21 protein-coding genes and 3 pseudogenes are annotated in these 22,720 nt (G+C 71.0%); 17 read left to right on the top strand and 7 right to left on the bottom strand.

The genetic code is table 11. From position 1 onward, the window contains the following. Positions 1 to 133 precede the first annotated feature (133 nt). The 11 genes from ABZ396_RS18055 to ABZ396_RS18005 all read left to right on the top strand — a co-directional run bounded on the left by ABZ396_RS18055 (position 134) and on the right by ABZ396_RS18005 (position 11,078). On the top strand, positions 134 to 568 hold the full coding sequence (locus ABZ396_RS18055) for an Rrf2 family transcriptional regulator (protein ID WP_358924021.1): 435 nt from the start codon (positions 134 to 136) through the stop codon (positions 566 to 568). Positions 569 to 603: 35 nt separating this feature from the next. Next, the gene (locus ABZ396_RS18050) at positions 604 to 1,488 is read left to right on the top strand and encodes a DsbA family protein (protein WP_358924072.1); all 885 of its coding nucleotides are present in this window, start codon (positions 604 to 606) and stop codon (positions 1,486 to 1,488) included. A gap of 536 nt (positions 1,489 to 2,024) precedes the next feature. Further along, a complete protein-coding gene (locus ABZ396_RS18045; protein ID WP_358924019.1) occupies positions 2,025 to 3,581 on the top strand; it encodes an ABC transporter substrate-binding protein in 1,557 nt (518 codons plus the stop codon). A 41-nt stretch (positions 3,582 to 3,622) separates the two neighbouring features. Continuing rightward, complete coding sequence (locus ABZ396_RS18040; RefSeq protein ID WP_358924017.1) at positions 3,623 to 4,651, top strand: ABC transporter permease; 1,029 nt, start codon at positions 3,623 to 3,625, stop codon at positions 4,649 to 4,651. A 2-nt stretch (positions 4,652 to 4,653) separates the two neighbouring features. Next, the gene (locus tag ABZ396_RS18035) at positions 4,654 to 5,559 is read left to right on the top strand and encodes an ABC transporter permease (protein ID WP_358924015.1); all 906 of its coding nucleotides are present in this window, start codon (positions 4,654 to 4,656) and stop codon (positions 5,557 to 5,559) included. Further along, on the top strand, positions 5,559 to 6,428 hold the full coding sequence (locus ABZ396_RS18030; protein ID WP_358924013.1) for an ABC transporter ATP-binding protein: 870 nt from the start codon (positions 5,559 to 5,561) through the stop codon (positions 6,426 to 6,428). The genes ABZ396_RS18035 and ABZ396_RS18030 overlap by 1 nt, the downstream gene beginning before the upstream one ends. Next, positions 6,425 to 7,252: an ABC transporter ATP-binding protein gene (locus tag ABZ396_RS18025; RefSeq protein WP_358924011.1), complete on the top strand. Its 828-nt coding sequence runs from the start codon at positions 6,425 to 6,427 to the stop codon at positions 7,250 to 7,252. Before ABZ396_RS18030 ends, ABZ396_RS18025 begins: the two co-directional genes overlap by 4 nt. 35 nt (positions 7,253 to 7,287) lie before the next feature. Continuing rightward, positions 7,288 to 8,628: an LLM class flavin-dependent oxidoreductase gene (locus ABZ396_RS18020; protein ID WP_358924009.1), complete on the top strand. Its 1,341-nt coding sequence runs from the start codon at positions 7,288 to 7,290 to the stop codon at positions 8,626 to 8,628. A gap of 27 nt (positions 8,629 to 8,655) precedes the next feature. Beyond that, the gene (locus ABZ396_RS18015) at positions 8,656 to 9,723 is read left to right on the top strand and encodes an LLM class flavin-dependent oxidoreductase (RefSeq protein ID WP_358924007.1); all 1,068 of its coding nucleotides are present in this window, start codon (positions 8,656 to 8,658) and stop codon (positions 9,721 to 9,723) included. Position 9,724: 1 nt separating this feature from the next. After that, positions 9,725 to 10,504 (top strand): alpha/beta hydrolase, encoded by a 780-nt coding sequence (locus ABZ396_RS18010; protein ID WP_358924005.1) that lies wholly within the window; start codon positions 9,725 to 9,727, stop codon positions 10,502 to 10,504. A 58-nt stretch (positions 10,505 to 10,562) separates the two neighbouring features. Further along, positions 10,563 to 11,078: a flavin reductase family protein gene (locus ABZ396_RS18005; protein WP_358924003.1), complete on the top strand. Its 516-nt coding sequence runs from the start codon at positions 10,563 to 10,565 to the stop codon at positions 11,076 to 11,078. Positions 11,079 to 11,178: 100 nt separating this feature from the next. Here ABZ396_RS18005 and ABZ396_RS18000 read toward each other — a convergent pair. From ABZ396_RS18000 to ABZ396_RS17985, 4 genes and pseudogenes are all read right to left on the bottom strand, one after another. Continuing rightward, positions 11,179 to 11,271, bottom strand: a pseudogene (locus tag ABZ396_RS18000) (short-chain fatty acyl-CoA regulator family protein); the annotation flags it as partial. A 421-nt stretch (positions 11,272 to 11,692) separates the two neighbouring features. After that, positions 11,693 to 11,914, bottom strand: a pseudogene (locus ABZ396_RS17995) (Fe-Mn family superoxide dismutase); the annotation flags it as partial. Positions 11,915 to 12,216: 302 nt separating this feature from the next. After that, entirely contained in the window at positions 12,217 to 14,685 is a 2,469-nt protein-coding gene (locus ABZ396_RS17990; RefSeq protein ID WP_358924001.1) for a lamin tail domain-containing protein, read from the bottom strand. A 326-nt stretch (positions 14,686 to 15,011) separates the two neighbouring features. Further along, the gene (locus ABZ396_RS17985; protein ID WP_358923999.1) at positions 15,012 to 15,794 is read right to left on the bottom strand and encodes a DUF899 domain-containing protein; all 783 of its coding nucleotides are present in this window, start codon (positions 15,792 to 15,794) and stop codon (positions 15,012 to 15,014) included. Between the two features lie 311 nt (positions 15,795 to 16,105). Here ABZ396_RS17985 and ABZ396_RS17980 point away from each other — a divergent pair, with 311 nt between their 5' ends. Both ABZ396_RS17980 and ABZ396_RS17975 read left to right on the top strand, forming a co-directional pair. After that, positions 16,106 to 16,933, top strand: coding sequence for a GAF domain-containing protein (locus ABZ396_RS17980; protein ID WP_358923997.1), 828 nt, complete (start codon positions 16,106 to 16,108; stop codon positions 16,931 to 16,933). A 50-nt stretch (positions 16,934 to 16,983) separates the two neighbouring features. Beyond that, complete coding sequence (locus tag ABZ396_RS17975; RefSeq protein WP_358923996.1) at positions 16,984 to 17,838, top strand: YihY/virulence factor BrkB family protein; 855 nt, start codon at positions 16,984 to 16,986, stop codon at positions 17,836 to 17,838. Here the strand turns inward: ABZ396_RS17975 and ABZ396_RS17970 are convergent. Further along, positions 17,826 to 18,050, bottom strand: a pseudogene (locus ABZ396_RS17970) (fused response regulator/phosphatase); the annotation flags it as partial. The gene ABZ396_RS17975 and the pseudogene ABZ396_RS17970 overlap by 13 nt on opposite strands. A 53-nt stretch (positions 18,051 to 18,103) precedes the next feature. Here ABZ396_RS17970 and ABZ396_RS17965 point away from each other — a divergent pair. Next, positions 18,104 to 18,769 carry a maleylpyruvate isomerase N-terminal domain-containing protein gene (locus tag ABZ396_RS17965; RefSeq protein WP_358923994.1) on the top strand — a complete coding sequence of 222 codons (666 nt, stop codon included), beginning with the start codon at positions 18,104 to 18,106 and terminating at the stop codon, positions 18,767 to 18,769. A gap of 33 nt (positions 18,770 to 18,802) precedes the next feature. Here ABZ396_RS17965 and ABZ396_RS17960 read toward each other — a convergent pair whose 3' ends face one another. Continuing rightward, positions 18,803 to 19,153: a helix-turn-helix domain-containing protein gene (locus ABZ396_RS17960; RefSeq protein WP_358923992.1), complete on the bottom strand. Its 351-nt coding sequence runs from the start codon at positions 19,151 to 19,153 to the stop codon at positions 18,803 to 18,805. 117 nt (positions 19,154 to 19,270) lie between these two features. Here ABZ396_RS17960 and ABZ396_RS17955 point away from each other — a divergent pair, with 117 nt between their 5' ends. Beyond that, positions 19,271 to 19,954: an ANTAR domain-containing protein gene (locus ABZ396_RS17955; RefSeq protein WP_358923990.1), complete on the top strand. Its 684-nt coding sequence runs from the start codon at positions 19,271 to 19,273 to the stop codon at positions 19,952 to 19,954. Between the two features lie 172 nt (positions 19,955 to 20,126). Here the strand turns inward: ABZ396_RS17955 and ABZ396_RS17950 are convergent, their stop codons facing one another. Further along, positions 20,127 to 20,435, bottom strand: coding sequence for a DUF3040 domain-containing protein (locus tag ABZ396_RS17950; RefSeq protein WP_358923988.1), 309 nt, complete (start codon positions 20,433 to 20,435; stop codon positions 20,127 to 20,129). A 191-nt stretch (positions 20,436 to 20,626) separates the two neighbouring features. Here ABZ396_RS17950 and ABZ396_RS17945 point away from each other — a divergent pair, with 191 nt between their 5' ends. Both ABZ396_RS17945 and ABZ396_RS17940 read left to right on the top strand, forming a co-directional pair. Continuing rightward, the gene (locus ABZ396_RS17945) at positions 20,627 to 21,637 is read left to right on the top strand and encodes a Ppx/GppA family phosphatase (RefSeq protein WP_358923986.1); all 1,011 of its coding nucleotides are present in this window, start codon (positions 20,627 to 20,629) and stop codon (positions 21,635 to 21,637) included. Positions 21,638 to 21,730: 93 nt separating this feature from the next. Continuing rightward, a complete protein-coding gene (locus tag ABZ396_RS17940) occupies positions 21,731 to 22,720 on the top strand; it encodes an NAD-dependent epimerase/dehydratase family protein (RefSeq protein ID WP_358923984.1) in 990 nt (329 codons plus the stop codon).

Below are 22,720 nucleotides of genomic sequence, written 5' to 3'. Positions count from 1 at the left end.
GACGCTAAGGCGCTCCCGAAAAGGATGTCAAGAGGTGTCCATTGCCCTTCACCTGCGGCAATGTTGCCGCAATGTAGATGCCGTGGCTGGTCGGGGAGGCTCGCCGCCCAGGCTTCTCAGGCATGATGTGCGCATGCATATTTCCGCGAAGGCGGACTACGGCATGCGGGCGCTGCTGGAGCTCGCCCGTGAGCCTGCTCGTCCGCTGACCTGTGAGGCGATCGCGTCGTCGCAGGAGATCCCGTTCCGGTTTCTGAAGTCCGTGGTGGGTGAGCTGCGCAGAGCGGGCCTGGTACGCAGCCAGCGCGGCTGTGAGGGCGGTTACTGGCTGGGCAGGCCCGCCGACGAGATCACCCTGCTGGACATCGCGCGAGCCGTGGACGGCGAGTTGATCACTCTGCGCGGCGAGTCACTGGCCGGGCTCGACTACCCCGGCCCCGCCACCGGACTGCCCGGAGTGTGGCGTGAGGTCGAGGCGGGTGCGGCGGCGGTCCTGGGCGGGGTGACCCTGAGGTCACTGCTTCCCGAGGAGCCGGCGGAGAGGCTGGCCCGGACAGGCGCCGCGTGACGGGCGCCGCCGAACCGCCGGCGCCGGTCGAGGTGATGGAGGCGGAGGTGGAGGTGGTGGAGTACACCGACCCGCTGTGTCCCTGGGCCTGGGGTTCGGAGCCGGTCTTCCGCAGGCTGCGGGCGGCGCTGTCCGGCCGGGTCCGGTGGCGGCGGGCGTACTCGATCCTCTTCGATCACGACGACGACCCGGCGCCCGATACAGCCGCCGAGACCGCCTGGTACGCGCGTTACGTCGAGGGGGTCAGTTCGCACAGCGGGGCTCCTCGGGCGGTACGGCTCAGCCGCATGCCGGCCAGTTCATGGCCTGCCTCACTGGTCGCCAAGGCCGCCGAACTGCAGGGCGACGACGCGGCCGGGAGAGCGCTGCGGCGGCTGCGGGAGACCGTCTTCGTACTCGGCGAACCGGCGGACACCACCGAGCTGGCGCTGGCCGCGGTCCGGGGAACGCCGGGCCTGGACCTGGAACGGCTGGCCGCCGACGCCCTATCGGAGGCGGTGTTGGAGCAGGTGCGAGCCAACCGTGCCGAGGCCCGCCGTCCCGTCCCCGAAGTGCGCTCCGTATCGAGCGGCTCACCGCATCCGGGCGCGGCCAAGGAGACCGCCGACGGTGGGTACCGGTACGCGCTGCCGACCCTCCTGGTGCGTGCCCCCGGGGGCTACCGGGTGGTGCCCGGCTGGCGGCCCTTCGAGGAGTACGCCGCCGTCATCGACGATTTCTGTCCTGGGCTGTTGACGACCCCCGCGCTCCTTTCCCCGATGGATGCGCTGGAGTGTTACCGGAGCATGACGGAACCGGAGCGGCTGCTGCTGACGGCGGGCGCCTGGCCGCCGCCGCACGCCGTCCGGGTTGACACCGGAAACGGCCCTGTGTGGCTGCATCCTGACGAGGCGTCGGCAGACCGGATCACCATCCACTGAGCCCCTTCCTCACCCCCACGGGCCTCTGATCTGCGGACGGAGACCGTCCCGCCGAATGAGACACCTATTGGTGTCCATTGACAGCCGGTCGTGGCTGCCCCCAGGATGTGCAGCATGCTCACGACGCACCCCGGTGTGGTGTGCCGCTACGTGGACCTGCGGCGCACCTGCAGCGCACTCTGTCGCTGACCTTCCGCCGCCCCCGGCTCTCAGCCGTCCGCCGCCTCCGGCCCGCAGCCGCCTGACCTCCGCACCTCCGTGCGTGGCGCCGGCCGCCCGCCGTCCGGCCCGGCCGCGTCCCGCCCTCCGCGCCCATGCGCTCCCCTTCACCTCCTTCGCCGCCTCCCGGTCCGCTCCCCCGAGCCCGCCGGCTCTCCTTGCCCTGAGCGCCGCACGCTTCGAGCGTGTGACGGCGCTCGCCCCGGCATGCCCGTTCGGTACCGGTCGACGGTCCGCGCGGATGTGCAGCCGGCCTTCCGCCCTGCTCCCTGCCCCTTCCGACCCGACCCGCCCGGGCCAACCACAGGAAGAACGAGATGCCCGCACACCACACCGCCCGCCGCCGCAGAATCGACCTCGTACCGCCGCGAACCGCAGCCGTCGGCGCCGCCCTCGTCGCCCTGGTCGCCCCCGCCCTCACCGCGTGCGGCTCCGGCACCGCGTCCGCCGGGAGCGGCGCCACACTCAAGTGGACCTCCTCCTACTTCCCGGCCCACTGGGACCCGGTGGTCGGCGGCAGTGGCGCCCAGTTCCGTGAACTCGCCCTTGCCTACGCCTCTTTGACTCGCACCGACGAGACCGGCAAGGCCGTGCCGGATCTCGCCAAGAGCTGGGAGTACAACAAGAAGGGTGACGAGATCACCTTCCATCTGCGGCCCAACCTGAAGTTCAGCGACGGCCAGCCGGTCGACGGCGCCGCCGTCAAGGCGGCCGTCGAGCGGGCGCAGAAGCAGAAGAACTCGGCGCTCTTCGGCGATCTGACCTCCATCAAGTCGGTCGACGCCAAGGGACTGGACGCAACCCTCCACCTCACTCAGGTCGACTACCAGATACCCCAGTTGCTCGGTGAGCGGGTCCTGCAGATCGCCAGCCCCAAGGCCGCGGCGAACCCCACCAAGCTGGACCAGAACCCGGTCGGCGCCGGGCCGTTCATCGTCACCCAGCTGGTCCCCGGCACCAAGGCGGTCCTGAAGAAGAACCCGGACTACTGGGACGCCAAGAACATCCACATCGACAACGTCGAGCTGACCTCGGCCCCCGACGCCTCCACGGTCGTCTCCGGTCTGCGCACCGGCGTCTACAACTTCGCCGACCTCGCCCCGAGCCAGGCGGCCGCCGCCAAGAAGGCCGGGCTGGACGTCTTCCCCCAGCCGGGCTTCAACGCCAACAACATCAGCCTCAACGTCAACAAGGCGCCGTTCAACAACGACAAGGTCGTGGACGCCGTCCGCTACGCGATCAACCGTCAGGAGTTCGTGGACAAGCTGGGCTTCGGCTACGGCTCGGTGACCAACCAGCCGTTCCCGAAGGGGTATGTGGCCTACGACCCGAAGTCGGCGAACGACTACCCCTACGACCCCGCGAAGTCGAAGAAGTTGCTGGCGGAGGCGGGTTACCAGGCCGGTGACATCAAGCTCGACCTGGTCATCCCGGCCGAGGACCCCGAGGCGGAGCTGGTCCAGTCGCAGCTGGCCAAGGTCGGCGTCACCGTCACCATCAAGATCGACAAGAACTGGGCCACCCCGTTCTTCGCCAAGGACCTGACGTTCTCGCTGTACGGGACCACCGGCCGGGACTCCGCCCTGCAGACCCTCACCGCGCACTTCGGCCCCAACGGCCCGCTGAACCTCAGCTCGCCCTACGAGCCCGCCGGCTTCGAGGCGGCCGTCGCCAAGGTGCGGGAGACCCCGCTGGACTCGCCGGACTACGCCAAGGTCCTCCAGGCGGCCACCCGGGCCGGGTTGCAGAGCAAGGCGCTGATCTTCACCTACTCGGCGCCGAACCTCATCGCCAAGAGCAAGTCGATCTCCGGCCTGCCGAAGAACCCGGCCCACATCGACTGGACCGGCGTGACCATCTCCGGCGGCAACTGACACCCGTCCACCAGCTCCACTAGCAGAGAGGGGGCAACCCCATGACGACGACCGCGGTATCGGCCGGGCCTGCCCGCCGTCGCGGGGTCGCCGTGGCCAGGGCGCGGCACACGCTGGGCCGGGTCCTGGTCACCCTCGCCCGGTCGATCGCGATCATCGTGCCCGTCTTCGTGGTCGCGACGTTCGTGACGTTCGCGCTACGGTCGCTGAGCGGACTCAGCCCGGCGCGGATCCAGCTGGGCGAGGAGGCGACCCCCGCGGCGGTCCACCGGGTCGAGTCCCAGTGGGGGCTGGACCGGCCCTTCCTGGTGCAGTACTGGGACTGGTTCACCGGCGTGCTGCACGGTCAGCTCGGCACCAGCTGGACCAACGGCGCCGACATCTCCACCCTCATCGGCCTGGGCCTCGGCGTGAGCCTCTCCATCGCGACGTTCGCCCTGATCATCGGCGTACTCCTCGGGTTCGTCCTCGGGACGGTGGCGGCGCTGCGGCGCACCACCTGGGTCGACCGGGCGATCACCGGGCTGGTCACCGTGATCTCGGTGATGCCGGCGTTCGTCGTCGGCATCGTGCTCGTCGCGGTCTTCGCGGTCGGTCTCCATGTGTTCCCCTCCGCCGGATACATCCCGGCGGCGCAGGGGTTCGGCCCATGGCTGGCGCACATCACGCTCCCGGCGATCGCGCTGAGCTTCGACGTCGTCGCCGACGTGGCCCGCCAGCTGCGCAGCAGTCTGGTCGCTGCGTACCGCGAGAACTATGTGACGGGCGCGGTCGTACGTGGGCTGAGCCCACGGCGGATCTTCCTCACCCATGTGCTGCGCAACGGCATCGGGCCGGCGCTCGCCACCCTCGGCCTGAAGTTCCCCGCCCTGGTCGGCGCCTCCGTCGTGACCGAATGGATCTTCGGGCTCCAGGGCTTCGGCCGATTCGCCAACGACTCCGCGCAGGCCGGTGACGTACCGGCCGTGCAAGGCGTGCTGGTGGTGTCGATCGTCCTGGTCGTCCTCTTCAACCTGATCGTCAACCTGGTGCTGGCGCGTGTGACGCCCGCATCCCAGCGGGGGGTCTGACCATGGTGCGCCGCGTCCTCTCCCTCACCTCCGGCCGGATCGCCCTCGGGATCCTGACCGTGATCGCGCTCCTCGCGATCCTCGGTCCGTTGCTCGCTCCGCAGAATCCCCTGGCCACCAGCGCCAACACGCTCGCGCCTGCCTCGGGTGCCCACTGGCTCGGCACGGACTATCTCGGCCGTGACGTCTTCAGCCGGCTCCTCGACGGCTCCCGCGTCAGTGTGCTCGGCTCCCTCGAAGTCGCCCTGGTGGCCCTGGTCGTCGGCGCGATCCCCGGCATCCTGTCGGTGTATCTCGGGCGGGTCTTCGAGTGGCTGACCCTGCGGCTGGCCGACACTCTGGTCGCCCTGCCGTTCCTGCTGTTCGCGGTCGCCGTGATCGCGCTGCTCGGCAACGGCATCAGCCAGGCGATGCTCGTCACCGGGGTGCTGGTCTCCCCGCTGTTCTACCGGGTGGGCCGGGCCGCCACGCTGTCCGTCGCCCGCTCGCAGTATGTAGAGGCGGCGATCGTCTCCGGTGCCTCGACCGGCTGGATCGTACGGCGGCACGTCTGGGTCAAGGTGCTCCCGCCGATCGCGGTCGCGCTCGCCCAGACCCTCGGCACCGGATTCGTCATCGTGTCGAGCCTGACGTTCCTCGGCATCGGCGTACAGCCGCCGGCGCCCACGTGGGGCGGACTGCTCGCCTCCGACCTCGGCTATCTCGACTACCAGCCGTGGGCACCGGTCGTCCCCGCCCTGCTGATCATGGTCACGGTCTGGGCCAGCAACCTGCTCGCCGATGCCATCCGCGATGTCTCCGGCGAGGCGGGCCGGGCCTTCGTCAACAACCGCACGGCCCGCGCCAACCGCCTGGACAGGCGGGACAAGCGGGGCGAGTCCGATGCCGTTCCCGCCGGAGGTGCGTGATGACCACCCTGTCCCAGAGCCCCGCTCCCGAGAAGGCCCAGGTGCCCGCCGGTACGGCCCCGGTGCTCGCCGTCCGTGACATCCGCATCAGCGACCGGGTCGGGGACCGCGAGATCGTGCACGGAGTGAGCTTCGAACTCACCCCGGGGAAAGCCGTCGGCATCGTCGGCGAGTCCGGCAGCGGCAAGACCCTCACCTGCCGGGCCACGCTGGGCATCCTGCCCCCGCACTTCGAGGTGAGCGCCGGCTCGATCCACATCGCCGGCACGGACATCGCCACGCTGACACCCCGGGAGTGGACGGAGCTGCGGGGCGCGACGATCGGCGCGGTCTTCCAGGACCCCGCGTCGTACCTCAATCCGTCGATCCGGGTGGGCGCGCAGATCGCCGAGGTCGTCCGGGTCAAGAAGGGCCTGAAGCGGCGCGAGGCCCGGCACCGCGCGATCGAACTGCTCCTCGCGGTACAGCTGCGCGACCCGGAGCTGGTCTACGGCCAGTACCCGCACGAGCTGTCCGGCGGCATGCTCCAACGGGTCCTGATCGCGGCCGCGATCGCCGCCGACCCGAGGATCCTCATCGCCGACGAGGCCACGACCGCCCTCGATGTCACGGTCCAGGCCGAGATCCTCGACCTGCTCGACAAACTGCGCGAGAGCGCCGGGCTGGCCCTGGTCGTGGTCTCCCACGACCTGGCCGTCGTGGCGCAGCTCTGCGACGAGGTCCTCGTCATGCGCGAGGGCGAGGTCGTGGAGCACGGCCCGACCCAGGAGGTGCTGCACCACCCGCGGCACGAGTACACCCGGCTCCTCATCGCCGAGCACGAAGAGTACGGCCTGGAGAAGTTCCGCGCACCTCAGGAGGCATCGTGACCACCCCGCCCGTCCTTCAAGTCACCGGCCTGGACGTGCACTACGGCGTGCGCCGGCAGCGCCGCCGCGCCCTGCACGACGTCTCGCTGAGTGTGGCGCCCGGTGAGACCGTCGGGATCATCGGCGAGACCGGGTCGGGCAAGTCCACCTTGGCGCGTGCCGTTCTCGGACTGGTGGGCGCTTCAGCGGGCCGGATCGTCGTCGGCGGCGAGGACGTCGGCTCGTACGGCAGGCGCCAGTGGCGCGGGCTGCGCCGGCGCGGTGTGCTCCAGTACGTCTTCCAGGACCCGCTGCGCAGCCTCGACCCGGACCTCACCATCGAGGAGTCGCTGATCGAGCCGCTGCTCGTGCAGGGTGTGCCGCGCGAGGAGGCGGTCGACCGGGCCCGTACGTTCCTCGCCCGCGTCCGGCTCTCGGAGGAGCTGCTCGACCGACTGCCCGGGGAGCTGTCGGGCGGTCAGCGGCAACGGGTCGCGGTGGCCCGGGCGCTGGTCACCGAGCCGAAGCTGGTCATCCTCGACGAGCCGGTCAGCGCCCTGGACTCCGCCAACAGGGTCCAGATCCTGCAGATCCTCAAGGAACTCCGCGCCTCCGGCACCGCCCTGGTCTTCATCTCGCACGACCTCGGCTCCGTCGCCGGGATCGCCGACCGGATCGCGGTGCTCTACCAGGGCGAGCTGGTCGAGGTAGGCGCCGCCCGGGACGTCATCACCGACCCGCGGCACGTCTACACCCGCCTGCTCGTCAGCTCCGCGCCCACACTCGGGACGGCCTCGGCCGCCCGGGCCGAACGCGAGGCCCTGCGAACCCTGCTGCACGCCTGACCCACTCAACTCCCGCCCACAGAACGGACTCACCGATGTCTCGCACGATCCACCTCGCCCTGCACCCGTACGGCGTCGGCGGCCCCGGCCAGCACGGTCTCTGGAAGGACCCGCGGGTCGCGAAGAACGCCAGCATCGACATCAACTACTACATAGCGCAGGCCCAGGCGGCCGAACACGCCCTGTTCGACGCCCTGTTCATCGTCGACAGCCAGTTCATCAACGCCACCTACCCGGCGCACTATCTCAACCGTCTCGAACCGCTCACCCTGTTGTCGGCCGTCGCCACCCACACCCGGCACATCGGCCTGGTAGGCACGGCGAGTTCGACGTACAACTCGCCGTTCAACCTGGCCCGTCGGTTCGCCTCCCTGGACCACATCAGCGGTGGCCGCGCGGGGTGGAACGTGGTGACCAGCTTCGACACCGGCACCTCCAGGAACTACGGTTTTGACGAGCACCTCGACTACACCACCCGGTACGGCCGTGCGCTGGAGTTCGTCCAGGTGGCCCGGGGTCTGTGGGACTCCTACGAGGACGACGCGTTCCCGGCGGACGTGGCGCGGGGCGTCTTCCTCGACGCCGCGAAGCTGCACGAACTCAACCACGAGGGCGAGCACTTCAGGATCGCGGGTCCGCTCAACCTCTCCCGCTCGCCGCAGGGCCAGCCGGTGATCTTCCAGGCCGGGGTCTCCGAGGAAGGCCGCGACCTGGCCGCGCAGGTCGCCGAGGGCATCTACGCGCCGGGCGGCTCGCTCCGGCAGGCACAGGAGTACTACGCCGACATCAAGAAGCGCACGGCGTTCTACGGCCGCGATCCCGAGCACATCAAGATCTTCATCCACGGCAGCCCGGTCGTCGGCCTCACGGACGAGGCGGCCCGGCTCCGGGAGCGGGAGATCTTCGAGGAGGACAACGACTTCGAACGCAACCTCGCACTGCTCGGCCGTTCCTTCGGCGCGTACGACTTCAGCGTGCACGACCTGGACGGCCCGTTCCCGGACGTCGCGCACCTCGCCGAGAAGGGCGGCCGCACCGGCGCGGCCAAGCTCATCGAGCGCGCCAGGACGGAGAACCTCACGCTGCGTCAAGTCGCCGATCTGGTGAGCGAGTTCCGCCAGTCGCCGTTCGTCGGGGCGCCGAAGACCGTCGCCGACACCATCGAGGAGTGGTTCGACGCCGGCACCTTCGACGGCATCAACCTCGCCTTCCGCACCAACGACGAACTGGAGCTCTTCGTGGACGGCGTCGTCCCGATCCTCCAGAAGCGCGGGCTGTTCCGCACCGAGTACGAGGCCGACACCCTGCGCGGCAACCTCGGGCTGCCGATCCCGGTCAACCGCCACACCCGCGAGCGCCAGTTCGTGAACAACTGACCGCGCATCGCGAAGGGCAGCCACCCCATGACCGACACCACCCAGTCCTCTCCACCCTTCAGACTCGGCTTCCTCACTCATGTCCAGGGCCGGGGCACCGACCTGGCCCAGACCTACCGCAATGCCCAGGAGCTCTTCGTCGTGGCCGACGAACTCGGCTTCGACACCGGCTGGGTGGCCCAGCACCATGTCTCCCTCGGCGGTGGCGGCCTTTCCTCACCGTGGACCTTCCTGGCCCACGCGGCGGCGCGGACCACCCGGATCCGGCTGGGCACGGCCATCACGATCCTGCCGCTGGAGGACCCGGTCCGGCTCGCCGAGGACATCGCCGTCGTGGACACCCTCAGCGGCGGCCGTGTCGAACTCGGTGTGGGCAGCGGCGCGAGCGAGACGGAGTACGCCGCGTTCGGCCAGGACGTGTCCCGCAAACGGGAACTGACCACCGAACACCTCGCGGTCCTGCGCCAGGCACTGGCCGGCGGAGAGGTGCGTACGCCCGGCTTCCGCATCCAGCCGGCGGCCGGCGACTTCACCGACCGGATCTGGCAGGGCGTCTTCAGCGCGCCCGGCGCCCGGCATGCCGCGGGCGCGGGTTCGAATCTGCTGCTCAACCGTGCGGCCTACGGCTATGACACCGCCACGGACGAGGTCCAACGCCCCTGGGCGGATGCCTTCCTCGCCGGCTGGGAGCAGCCGCGCCGCCCCCGGATCGGGCTGTCCAGGTTCGTGTTCCCGGCCAAGGACCGGCGCACGGCGCTCGCGCAGATCGGCGACGGCGTCCGCCAGGCGGCACATCGCATGGCGAGGAGCGGAGCTTTCCCGAAGGACCTGGGTGTGGACGAGGCGTTGCGCCGCTTCCACTCCTTCTACGGCCATCCCGACGACATCGTCGCCGCGCTCGGCCAAGAGAAGGTCCTGCCCGTGGCGACCGACCTCATCACCCAGTTCAACCCCGCCGTCCCCGACCACGACGCAGCGATCCGGGCGCTGGAGCTGATCGCCGCCGAAGTGGCCCCCGCCCTGGGCTGGAAGCCCGCGACCAAGCCCGCATCAGAACCCGAACTCGCACCCGCACCCGAACTCGCAGGAGCCTGAGATGACCGAGTACACCGACTACCACGACCCCGAGGGCCTCCGTACCCGCGGCACGGTCGTCGTGGTGCCCGGGCGGGGAGAGAGCCGTGCCACCTACGGCCGTTTCGGCAAGCGGCTCGCGGCCGACGCCTACCGTGTCCGCGTCGTTGACGGCCCCGAGATCGACGCCGACGACCTGAACGGTTCGCTGGCCCGGTTCGGCGACCGGCTCTACGCCGCCGTGAAGGGCACGGCGGCCCCCGAAGGCGGAGTGGCCGGTCCGGTCGTCGTGGTGGGCGTCGACTCCGGTGCGGCGGCGGTCGCGGCGCTGCTGGGTCTCGGCGGCACCTCAACCGCCGTGCAGCCGGAGGCAGTCGTACTGGCGGGCCTTCCGGGTCGTACCGCAGGCACCGCCGCTGTCGCCGGTACCTGGGACGACGAACTCGATGTCCGCACGTCCTGCCCGACCCACCGAGGTGTGCTCAGCGACGACCCGGAGGCACGACGGGGCGCGCTCGACGCCCCGTTGCCCGGTGCGCTGCTCGACGCGGCCTACCACGCGGACCTCGCCGTCCCCGCCCTGCTCCTCGTCGGCGACGCGGACCCCCTCGCGGACCGTGACGCCCTGGCCGGTACCGCGAAGACGCTGTCCCGCTCCCGGCTGGCGGTGGTCCGCGACGCCCACCACGACGTCCTCAACGACCTCCAGCACCGCTCCGTGGCAGCCGAGGTCGTGACCTTCCTCGAGGCACTGCGCACCGGGCTGCTGCCCGCGATCTCGGTGGAGTCCAGCGCCTGGTGACGGCCGGCAGGTCGGCCACCCCCTCACCACTCCCCCCTGCCTACCGAAAGGAAAGGGCATGACCGCCCCGATCCGTCGAAGTCCGTCGCTGTCGGCCACCGCCCCCGACGGCGCGGACATCCTCCGCGACACCCTGCGCCGGCACGCCGCCGGAGTCACGGTGATCACCTTCCCGGGCCCTGTCGGCTTCACCGCCACGTCCTTCACCTCCGTCTCCCTGCGGCCGGCCCTGGTGTCGTTCTGCATCGGCCTCGAAGCGTCCAGCACTCCCGCCGCACGCCTCGCGGACCGCTTCGCCGTCCATGTCCTCGGCACCCGAAACGCCGGCCTCGCGGGACAGTTCGCGCGCAGCGGGGTCGACCGGTTCGCCGGTGTGCGCTGGCGGGCACAGCAAGACGGTCTGCCCATCGTCGACGACGTCACCGGCTGGCTCACGGCCCATATCACCCTCCGTCAGACCATCGGTGACCATCTGCTGGTCGTTGGCGAGGTCGACTCGGGTGCGGTGGTCGAGGAGGCCACGGCGCTCGTCCACCACAACGGATCCTTCGCGTCGGCGCACCCGCTGGTATGAGAACAGGCCCCGGACAGCGGCCGGGGGCCGCCGTTCTCCACCGGAAACGGCACGAAGGTGCTGCTGTTCTGGTCGATGAGCAGCGGTCGCTCCAGAGGCGGTCGGGTATTTCGGCGATCTGCACGTGGATGCGGCCGGGCGTGACGGACGACTCGTACACGCTCCACAACGGGCAGGTGCCGCCGTAGCGGGCCTCTTCGGCCGCCGCGTGGAAGGCGGTTGGCAGGACCGCCACCGGGTGGTGGCGATCGAGTGGCTCGACCCGCTGTGGCCGGCCGGCCAATGGGTCCCGCGCAGATCACGACGGCCGGGGGCACCCCGCTCCTCGCCGAGCCCGGCGAGTACACGAAGCCGATGAACCGGGAGGCGGTATGGGCCGCACCCCCGCATGTGCTGCTGGTCCTGCCGTGCGGGTTCCCTCCCGAACGGACGCTGCGGGCAGCCGCGTCGCTGACCGGGCCGCCCGAGGCGGGCGGACGTACCGTACACGGCGATGTTCCCAGGTCACGTCGTGCCGCTTGTGGGAGGACAGCACACCGGGCCGTAAGCCGGAAGGGCTCCCGCGAGCATCCGGCTCGCCGGAGCCCTTCTTCTATCCGCCCTGCCGACGTGAAGGGTGAGAAGACGATCACGAGGCTGTCGCCGCGCTCCTTGGCGGCGGCGTAACGCATGGCCACGTCCTGCCAGTTGACGACGGCCCACATGGCGTCGATGAAGTCGACCTTCTGGTTCTTGTACCGGAGGTAGAAGGCGTGCTCCCAGGCGCCGAAGACCAGGATCGGGGTGGAGCCCTGGCCGACGTTGCCCTGGTGGTCGTAGATCAGGGCCAGCAGCAGAAGGAAGCCGCAGAGCGCGGGCGGCGGCACCAGCTTGCGCGGCGTCATCGCGCCCGCGCCGGCGGAGGAGGGCAGGGACTCACGGGGCTCGGGTTCCGTGCAAACGTGTGGCACGCCTCACGCACCTTGCGCCGAAGAGGGACCGGTGGTCGCCGCGAGCGCGTCCCAGAAGGAATGCGAGTGCATGAGGCCCGAACAAAGCCGCCGGCGCTGACACGGCTTTCAGGCCGTGTCAGCGCGGGCGACGGCGTGCGTCTGTCGCGGGAAGCGGTGGGACCGGGTCCCGGTGACGCCCGCTTCCGCTACTTCTTGTGCGGCTTCGGCTGGTGGGCCTTCTTGCCGCAGTCCTTCACGTCGATCCGGACGACCTGGGGGTCGTGGTCGCTCGCCCGGTCGGCGAACTCGGAGTTGATGTGGACGACGTCGTAGTCGTAGTGGGTTATGGAGGGGCTGGTCAGGATGTGGTCCAGGGTCTGGCTGTTGCCGTCGTAGACGTAGCTGTAACGCTGGCCCACCGGGAGGGTGTTGATGAGGTCCGTGAGGTCGGCACCGTCGTTGGTGAGGGTCTTGACCGCGTCGGAGAACTCGAAGTCGTTCAGGTCGCCGGCGGCCACGATCTGGGCCCTGGGGTCGGCGGCGAGCAGCGACTCGACGAAGGCGTTCTCCTCCTCGGCCTGGAGCTTGCGCTGGGTCTCCGAGGAGCGGGTGGGGTCCTGGTAGCGGCCGTGGATCGGGTCGTCGCCGCCCTTGGAGATGAAGTGGTTGGCGATGACGAAGACCGTCTGGCCCTTGAAGACGAACTCGCCGACGAGGGGCTTGCGGCTGTTCGTCCAGGCGGCGCTGGTCGGGTCGATGCGGCCGGGAGAAGCGGACAGGTGAGCCTGGCCCTTGCGGTCCTTGACCACCGAGACGGCCGTGGTTGAGGCGTCGCCCGTGGCGGCGCGGTCCACGAAGGAGACCCGCTCGGTGTTGTAGAGGAAGACCTGGCGGATGTTGCCGCCGGGCTCGCCGCCGTCCTCGTCGTTGACCGGGTTGACGTAGCGCCAGGAGTACTTCGGGCCGCCGGCGGCGACGATGGCGTCGGTGAACTTCTTCATGGTCGCCTCGGCGGAGACGGTGCCGTCGTCGGTGGCGCCGTTGTCGTCCTGGATCTCCTCCAGGGTGACGATGTCGGGCGAGGACAGATTGGTGACGACGCCCTTGGCGAGGCGGGTGAACTTGTCGTCGCTGTCGGTCGGGTCGAGGTTCTCGACGTTGTAGGTGGCGAGCGCCAGCTCGTCGTGCCTCTGCTTGCGCGTCACCTCCTGCTGGAGACCGTTGTCGACCGCCGTGCCGGTGGTGGCGGAGGAGGGGGCGAGCAGGTAGCCGCCGTAGGAGGAGTAGTCGACCGGTCCTGTGGTGGTGCCGGACAGTTCGTCACCGACGTTGAGGACGGGCGTGGTGCCGTCGGCCGAGACGATCTCGATACGGCCGGTGTTCTGCTGGTCGTAGCCGCCGTAGACGGTGCCGCCGCGCTTGGTGGGGTTCTCGTCCGGCTTGGCGGTGACGAACATCTCGCCGTAGGTGTTGGTCGCGCCGACCACGCGGGCCTCGGTGACCGAGGCGCGCATGCCCTCGACGGACTCGTAGAGGTCCTGCGAGTAGACGGTCGGCTGGAGGGGCAGGCCGTCGATGCTGCCGCCGCCCGCCGTGGGCGTGTACGCGTCCGGAATGGTGGAGGCGTTCAGGGCGACCGCGTCCGGGAGGGCGTTGCCGGTGGAGAGGGTGGTGGAGACCGGGCTGCCCAGCTCGGTGACCGACTGGGCGGCGGAGGCCTGGTAGTACTCCGACACCTTGCCGCTGACCAGGATCGAGTCGCCGACCGAGACGGTGGGCGTGGCGGAGCCGGTGTAGACGAACAGGCCTTCGCTGGTGGCGGGGTTGGAGTCCGGGTTCGGGTCCTGGATCCAGTAGCCCTTGCTGCCGGTGGTGCGGACGGCGGTGACGATGCCGGGGACGCCCACGACGCTCTGGCCCTTGAGGGGCGAGATACGGGTGGTGCCCTGGACGTCGTGGATCCGGAAGGCGCCGGGCGCGGTCGGGCCGCCCGAACCGCCGCTGCCGCTGCCGCCGCTCGCGGTGTCGCCCGCGCTGTTGGCCGGGGTGGGCGTACCGGCCGTGAAGTCGGCCGAGTTGTTGTCGGTGTCGGCGAGCGAGGCGGCCCGGGACACGGAGGTGGTGTTGCTCGTCGTCGGCGCGGCGGTGCCCTCGCGGACGACGGCGGTGCCATAGCCGAGGAGGTCCACGACATTGGCGTCGCCGGTGCAGTCGGCGGCCGTCTTGCAGGTCAGCGCCGTGGTTCCCCTGACCAGGGCCACGGTGCCGCTGGTGCCGGACATCGCGATATTGCCGGTCGCGTCGGCGGTCGGCAGCGCGGTGGTGCCGCCGGCGCCGGCCCCCTCGGCGACCAGGTAGTTGCCACCGGGGGCGAGCGAGCCGGTGAGCGGGGTGACCTGCCACAGCGAGCTCGCGGAGGCGGAGGCCGGGAGGTACTGGACGCTGTATCCGTCCAGCGAGTAGGCCGCCGTGGAGCGGTTGGCCAGCTCCACGAAGTCATTCGTGAGCGTCGCCCCGGAGTTGCCTCCGCCGCCGTACGCCTCCGAGATGACCGCGCTCGCCGACGGGGCGGCGGACGCGGCGGGCAGCGGTGCCACGATGACGGCAGCCGTCGCCGCCGCGGCGACGAACGCGGCGCCGGCTACACGCGATGCGCTGGGTCTGTGAATCTGCACGAGGGTGACTCCTTCAACGTCCGCCGGAGATAGGGCACATGGCGTGCTTTCGACCGGTGGGATCCATGCGACCGGCTGAGGTTACGCGCGTAGAAATGGCGTAACAAGGGGAGTGCGGTTAAATCTGTGGGTCCAGTCGGACGGTGAACACGCGTCACGGGACCGTGCTTTGGCACGCTCCCGTGATCCTTGCCCCCGCGGGGCACCGACCCGGCGGAGTCCCGTAGCCGGCGCTGATGGCCGTACTCCGGACCGAGTCGTTCTTCTCCGCTTCGTGAGTGACACCCTGCGCCGGCGTCGCCGGCGCAGGCCCGTCTGTGGTGGCGTCAGTGGTGGTGGCCGTGCCGGCCGAGGGTGTCCACGGGGGTCGCGCCGGGGCGGGTCCACTGGGGCACGGGGCGGCTGGTCGGACCCCAGGTGGCGTTCCCGTCCGCGTCCGAGCGCCAGGACCAGCACGGGCTGTCCCCCTTCGGCCGGCCCTCGGGTTTGTCCTCCCATGCCTCGCCGCGGCCGTAGGGCGTCATGTCGAGGAGACCGAGGGACCCGTTGACCCGCTCGTTGCCACGGCCCGTCGTGGAGTAGGTGAGGAACACGCGGTCGCCGTCGCGCAGGAAGCAGGCGAGGTAACCCATGGGGCCGCCGGCCGGGCCGTCCACGTCACGCACCGAGTACCAGGGCTGGGTGTAGCCCATGAACTCGACGTAGGAGGCCACCTCGTCCCAAGGGCCCGTGGTCAGGACGGCGAACGACACACCGCGGGCGTTGAGGTAGACGGCGTCGTCCAGGTGCCAGGCCGTGGTGGTGCAGCCCTCGCACTGTCCCTGGTGCGGCGCGCCGTCGTACCACATGTGCTTGTAGACCACGAGCTCGTCACGGCCCTGGAACAGGTCCAGGAACGGGACCGGGCCGTCGGGGCCGACGACCTCGACCGTCCCGTCGAACTCCACCATCGGCAGTCGGCGGCGGGCCGCGGCGAGGGCGTCTCCCTCGCGGGTGTGGGCCTTCTCACGGACCAGGAGCTGGTCACGGACGGCCTGCCAGGTGGCCAGGTCGACGACGGGCGGACGCCCGGGCAGCGGGGTGGTCGGTTCGTCCGGGGTGGTGGTCATGGTGTCCTCCGCGGTCTCTGGTGCCGGGCAGTGCCGTACGACCGGTGTCCTACGACGGTCACCAGAACAGACTCGCGTCCCGGCCGAAACTCATCGCGGCGCACGGCACCCTCGGCCGAGCGGGCGTTCTCAGGCCATGCGGCCATGCGGCTCTCTGGCCGCTGGAGCCTGGGTCTGCCGGAGCCCGTAGCGGGCATGCGTACAGGGAGGCTGACCGGCGCGTACCGAGCTGACCAGGACATCTTGGCACGGTGTTCCGGCACAGTCCGCCGGTGGCATGGCGTTCCCGTGCCGGACTAGGAGGTTTGCCTATGGTCGAGTACCCGAAGAGCCCTGCTCAGCCGCTGACGGAGGAGGCCGGGGAGCAGCGGGCCGTGGAGGAGCGCAACAGGCGGCTGGCGCATGCCGGTGTGGCCCGCGCCGAGGAACTGTTGCTGACCTGCTATCACCTCTCGTCGCGCCAGGAGTCCTTCGAGCTGCTGCGCGACACGTCCCAGCGGTTCAACGTCAAACTGCACACCCTCGCCGCTGCCGCCGTCCGTCTTCCCGTCCCTGAGGCGACGGCCCCGAGATGGGTCGCGCGCCGCCCGCGCATGGGCCCTCCCCCAGTGCCCGCCCTGCACGGGAACGGAAAGCGTCCGGAGGACCACGGGTCGGTCCTCGACGCCGCGCTGCAGCGCACACTGCGCATCACGGCTACCCGTATGGGCAATGTGCAGCTGGTGGAGAACCGGCTGCTGCGCATGGTGCGGCACATCGGGCTGAACCGGCGCTTCACCGACTACTTCGCCTTCGTCGACGCCGGGACCACCTCGTGCGCACAGGCGGCCGAGGAGGTCCGGCAGGTCACCGTGAAGGACGTGTGCGCCTCCGACACCTTCGACGAGCACTCCCGGCGGACGATCCTGCAGGCGGGCAGCCGCGCCTGCCACAGCGTCCCCCTGGTCAGCCCGAAGGGGGCCGTGGTCGGCATGATCTCCGCCCACCACGAACACCCGCTGCACGAGCTCGCACCGGCCCAGTTGTCCGCTCTGGAGCAGCTCGGCGGCCAGGTGGGCCGCTGGCTTCTCTGGCACCACAACACCGTGATGGTCGATGCCCTGAACCATCTCCATGTCCGGGCCACCCGGCGACACTGAGCCCGGCTCCTGCCCGCCCCGGGCAACAAGGGGGTGAGAGCATCCCTTTCATGGATAATGCGGGCGGGCGCATGGCCCGGTGGTGGGCGGCGCTGCGCCGGACCCCGGTGGCCGTATGGAACAACAACGTCACGGACTGGGCCGCCGCGCTGACGTATTACGCGGTCCTGGCCCTGTTCCCCGTGCTGCTGGTGATCCTCTCGATCCTGGGTCTGACCATCCCCACGGCCAGGCCGGAGGTCATCGACCGCATCTCGCAGGCCGCGCCCGCCGCGTCCCGTGCCCTGCTGCGCAGCACCCTGCGGCAGATGGCCGGGCAGTCGTCAGCGGCATGGACCCTGATCTTCCTGGGCGGGGCGGGAGCGCTGTGGTCGGGGTCCAGCTATCTGAGCGTCTTCCGGCGGGCGTTGCACGCCATGCACCGGGTCAGCGCGGAACGGCCGCTCTGGCGGACCGCGCCACGCATCATCGGCACGGCCCTCGTCCTGATCCTCCTGCTTCTCACGTCCGTTCTGGCGTTGTTTCTCACCGACAGCCTGGCCATGTTCCTGGGCCGGGCGCTGGATCTCGGTACCGGGCCGCAGGCCGTCTGGGACGCGCTCCGGTGGCCGCTCGTGGTCGTGGTCGCCGTCGTCATGGTGCTCGTCCTGTACCGTTCGGGTCCCGAGCCGTCCCGCCCGGTGAGGAAGATGGCGCCGGGCGGTGTGCTGGCGGTGGTCCTCCTGCTGGCCGTCTCGCTGGGATGCTCCGTCTACACCTCCCATGTCGGCAGCTACCACCGTCTGTACGGTTCGCTGGGAAGCGTCGTGGTCTTCCTGGTCTGGCTGTGGTTGTCCAATCTGGCTCTTCTGATCGGCGCCCAGTTCAACGCGGAACTCGCGAAGGCCGATGCTCAAGGGGAGTGAGCCGGGCCTCCGGACGCGTCCGTGTTCCAGTCCAGGCGCAGCACGGCGAGGTCGTCGGTGTGGCGGTCCGCGTTGAGGGCGCGGGTGCGGGCCATGAGGCGGTCGAGGTGGGTGCCGGGATCGGGTGCGTGCAGCGTGTCGATGATGCGCAGCAAGCCGTCCACTCCGAGCCGGGCGCCCGTACCGTCCGCGAAGCCCTCGATGAGTCGTTCACGCGGTGCAGGGGCGGCGGCCCGACGACGGTACGTGGTGCGAGGCGTGGACGGTGCGGGACGTCCTGGCCCACCAGACGGGCAACGCCGAGGAACTGGCCCGGGTACTGCAGGCATTCTTCGACGGCTCGCCCGCTGAGACCAGGGGCTTCGAGCGTGAGACCCCCTACCGCCGGATGTCCGACACCGAACTCTGGGCGGCGTTCCTGAGCCGCTGCGAGAAGCTCACCGAGGTCGCCGCGGCCGCCGCGCAGGACCTGTCCCCTGACACGGAGGTGCGGTGGACCGGACGGTCGGTGAAGGTCCCGTTCTTCGCGGAGCACATGCGGGAGGAACTGATCCTGCACCGCTGGGACCTGACCGGCGACGACCGGACCGCGGTGCGGGCGCTCAGCGAGCCCTGGATGACGGAGAACAGCGTGGTGCAGGTCGGCCGGCCGTTGCTGGAAAGGGGCCGCGCCGGTCTGGATCTGGGGCCCGGCGGGCGGGTAGAGGGCCGGCTGCGCACGCCGGGCATGGACGACATCGTGGTGCCCGCCGACCCGGAGGGCGCCGGCATCCGGCTCGCCGCGCCGGAGGGCCCCGCGACGATCGAGAGCGACGCGGCCGTACGCGTCCTGCTGCTGTGGGGCCGGCGCCCCGCCGACCCGTCACGCTGGTACAGCTCCGCGGGGCCGGACACCCTGCGCCGGGTGCGCGCCCTCCTCGGCGGCTACTGAGGCCTGACCCGCCCTCCTGCGGGCTGACGCCCGTCAGGAGTCGGTCCGGCGCTGTGCGGCGGTGCCGTGGCGCTCGGCCTCGGCCTGGACCAGCATCGACAGCAGGGAGGCCACGGTCAGACCGGCCTCGGCCGGGTGACGCAGGACCTTGCTCGGGTCGATCCGGTACTGGTTGACGCGGCCGTTGCGGGTGTGGGAGAGGTAACCGTCCTGCTCCAGATCCGAGATGATCTTCTGGACGGCGCGTTCGGTGAGTCTGCAGCGCGCGGCGATGTCGCGGATCCGCGCGTTGTGGTTGTCGGCGATGCTGGCCAGGACCCGTGCGTGATTGGTCACAAACGTCCACCCCGTATGCGGCTCGGGAACTTCATCGACTCCCATCATGTCCAAATCGTACGGCTACGCGTTCGCACATTCAAAAACACGAAAGAAAATTCGCGTATGCCTTGACGTGTCACGGGGAACGTACGACGCTGAAGAAGACTTGGGGAGGAGGCGACCATGCCGGAACCGCCCTTGGAAGAGCTGTCGACGAGTCCGGGCGGTGTCCTCTGCCCGCCATCGTCCGTCGACGCTCTGCGGGTGTGGACGGGACCGGACGGCGACCGGGTGACGGTCACCGTGACCGGGGAGTTCTGTTTCGACGACAGTGAGGACCTGCGGCGCGCCCTGCGCGAGGCCCTCGCCAGGTCGGACGAGGGCGTGGACCTCGACCTGGGCGGGCTGGCGTTCGCGGACTGTGCCGCGCTCAACATCCTGCTGGCGCTTCGGGGTCAGGCCGTCGCGGCGGGCAAGTCCATCGTCGTCACGGCCGCGAGCCCCGCCGTGGAACGCCTGCTGTCCTTCACGGACACGTACGCGCTCTTCTCGCCGGCGCGCGATCACACCAGTCCTTACGAGGACGACGACGAGCGGCTCCTCCAGACCGAGGTCGTCCAGCTCCGGCGTGCGCTGCGGACCCGGCCGGACATCGACCTCGCCCGTGGCATCCTCATGGCGTCCTTCGGTCTGGACGCCGACGAGGCCTGGGAGGTGCTGGTCTCGGCCTCCCAGAACACCAACACCAAGCTGCACCGCCTGGCCCAGGACGTGGTGACGGCGGTACGGGGCGCGCCCCTGCCGGATTCCGTGCGGAAGCAGCTCACGGCCGCCGTCGCCAGAACCCGGCCGGCCGGCCGTCCGTAGCCGCGGGGCCCGGTCCATCGCCGTGACGATCTGCCCCTGACGATCTACTCGGAGGGACGGCTTCGCCGTGGTCGTGTCGCACGCGCACATATCGACGGCTGGACCGTCAGGACACGTCGTCCCGCCTTGCAGGACACGTGCTCACGGCGGAACCCGTGCGGGTCGCCGCTGCTCAGGCCCGTCGGCCGGGGCGGCTCTCGCGGCACAGCAGTCGTACGCCCTGGATCAGCGTCAGCGGCCACACCACGGCGAAGCACCACAGCACCACGGGGTCCGGGGTGCGTATCCCCATGACCGCCAGGAACAGCGAGGCGGCCGTCAGCAGGGCGACGGCCAGCCGCAGCCAGATCCGGCCGCGCCCGGTGCCCATCCGGCGCGCGAAGGGGCGGTCGGCTCGCAGCTCCGCCTCGATTCGCGACAGGGCCAGGCGTTCGTACGGCGAGAGTCGAACGTCCTTCGAGGGTTCAGCAGCTTCTGCCACGATGACGGCACCTCCCTGGGCAGTGTCAGCGGCCGAGTGCCCGCGATACGGTCGCTGATGCCGCCGTCCGCGGGCCACCGGCCGGACCGGCGTCGCGGATGCCGGGGCCGGCTGTCGGGTGCCTGGTGGAGAGGGCGGTGACGCCGCGCACGGGCCGCACCTAGCCGGTCGCTACGGGTAAGTTGGGGCGGATGAGAGTGAGTTTGGTGGACGCGGGGGCGCACACGGTCCGGCTGATGGTGACCGACGCGGCCGGCGGGGTGCCGCTGCCGGTGCACACCGCCAAGTGGAAGCTGCGGTTGTCCGAGCAGGTCGGGCCGGACGGCCACTTCGGGGAGCGGGCCACCCAGCGGCTGGTCGGGGCGCTCCACAGGGCCGGCGAGGCCGCCCGGCGGTGGGGGGCACCTGAGCCGCTGGCGTTCGCCACCGCCGTCGTACGCAACGCGCCCGACCGCGCGGCCGTCCTGCGGGCCGTCGCCCAGGAGACGGGGCTACGACTCTGTGTGCTGCCGGGCGAGGTGGAGGCCGAGCTCACCTTCCTCGGGGTACGGCGCTGGATGGGCTGGCGGGCGGGGCCGCTGGCCCTCTTCGACATCGGAGGCGGCTCCCTCGAAGTAGCCTTCGGGCGGGGCCGGTTGCCCGAGTTCGCGATCTCCCTGCCACTCGGCGCGCGCCGGCTGACCGACGAGTTCCTGGACCACGACGGCCCGCCCTCCGACTGGGAACTGCAGGCCCTGCGCCGCGAGGTGCGCCATCGGCTGCGCGATGCCGCCGCGCGCATCCGCTGGGAGCATCCGCACACCGTCGTCGCCACCTCCCGCACGTTCCAGCAGCTGGCCCGGCTGTGCGGGGCCGCGCCGGGACGGCACGGCCCGTTCGCCGAACGGGTGCTGCGCCGCAGCGACCTGCGCCGCGCGATCGACCGGCTGGCCGCCCTGCCGGCGTCCGAACGCTCCGGGCTGCCCGGCATCTCCGCGCCCAGGGCCCGGCAGAGCCTGGCGGGGGCGATCGTCGGGCACACCGCGATGAAACTGGGCGGAGTGCGGACCGTCGCCATCTGTCCGTGGGCGCTGCGCGAGGGCATCCTGCTGCGCTACCTGGAGGACGGCCCCGACTGGTGGGCCGGCGTCGAGACCCGGGGCGGCGCGGAGGGGCCGTCGCTCGACGGAGCGGCCGTCAGCCCCCTGCCGCTGCGCGCCTGACCGCGCCGTCGGCTTCGGCGGCACCTCTTACGGAGTCGTGACGTGCGGGCGCGCTCGCGTGGTCCGGCGCCCGCGCGGGCCTAGCGTGGCCGTATGCGTGTACTGGTCACCGGCGGCGCCGGGTTCATCGGGTCCCATGTCGTCGAGGCGCTGACGGCGCGCGGGCACGAGGCGGTCGTGTTCGACGTGCGCGACGATCCGGGCGCCGATGTGCGCAATCCGGCGGCGGTCGGGCGGGCGCTCACGGGCGTGGACGCCGTCTGCCATCAGGCCGCGATGGTCGGGCTTGGGGTGGGGTTCGGGGACGCGGCGGAGTACGTTTCCCGCAACGACCTCGGCACCGCCGTGCTGCTCTCCGCGATGGCCGAGGCCGGGGTGGGGCACCTCGTGCTTGCCGGGTCGATGGTCGTGTACGGGGAGGGCCGGTACGAGTGCCCGCGCCACGGAGTAGTACGGCCCGGGCCACGCGCGGTCGACGATCTGGAGGCCGGGCGGTTCGAGCCGAACTGCCCGGTGTGCGGCGCCGAGTTGGCGCCGGGGCTGGTCGCCGAGGACGCGCCGGTCGATCCGCGCAATGTGTACGCCACGACCAAGCTGGCCCAGGAGCATCTGGCCGCCGCCTGGGCGCGGTCGACGGGCGGGTCGGCGGTGTCGCTGCGCTACCACAACGTGTACGGGCCGCGGATGCCCCGTGACACCCCCTACGCCGGCGTGGCCTCCTTCTTCCGTTCGGCGCTCGCCCGGGGTGAGGCGCCCCGGGTGTTCGAGGACGGGCGGCAGCGCCGGGACTTCGTGCACGTCCGGGATGTCGCCGCCGCCAACGTGGTGGCCCTGGAGGCGCGGCCGGAGCCGGGCGCGCTGACCGCGTACAACACCGGCAGCGGCGAGCCGCACACCGTCGGCGAGATGGCCCGCGCGCTGGCCGACGCCCACGGCGGGCCGATGCCGGTGGTCACCGGGGAGTTCCGGCTCGGGGACGTACGGCACATCACGGCCGACTCCACGCGGCTGCGGACCGAACTGGGCTGGAAGGCCGAGGTCGGGTTCGCCGAGGGGATGCGGGAGTTCGCGCGCGTGGAGTGA

It is taken from the genome of Streptomyces sp. NPDC005866 (assembly GCF_040629895.1).
Taxonomy (GTDB): domain Bacteria; phylum Actinomycetota; class Actinomycetes; order Streptomycetales; family Streptomycetaceae; genus Streptomyces.
This window is presented reverse-complemented; position numbering and strand designations above follow the sequence as displayed.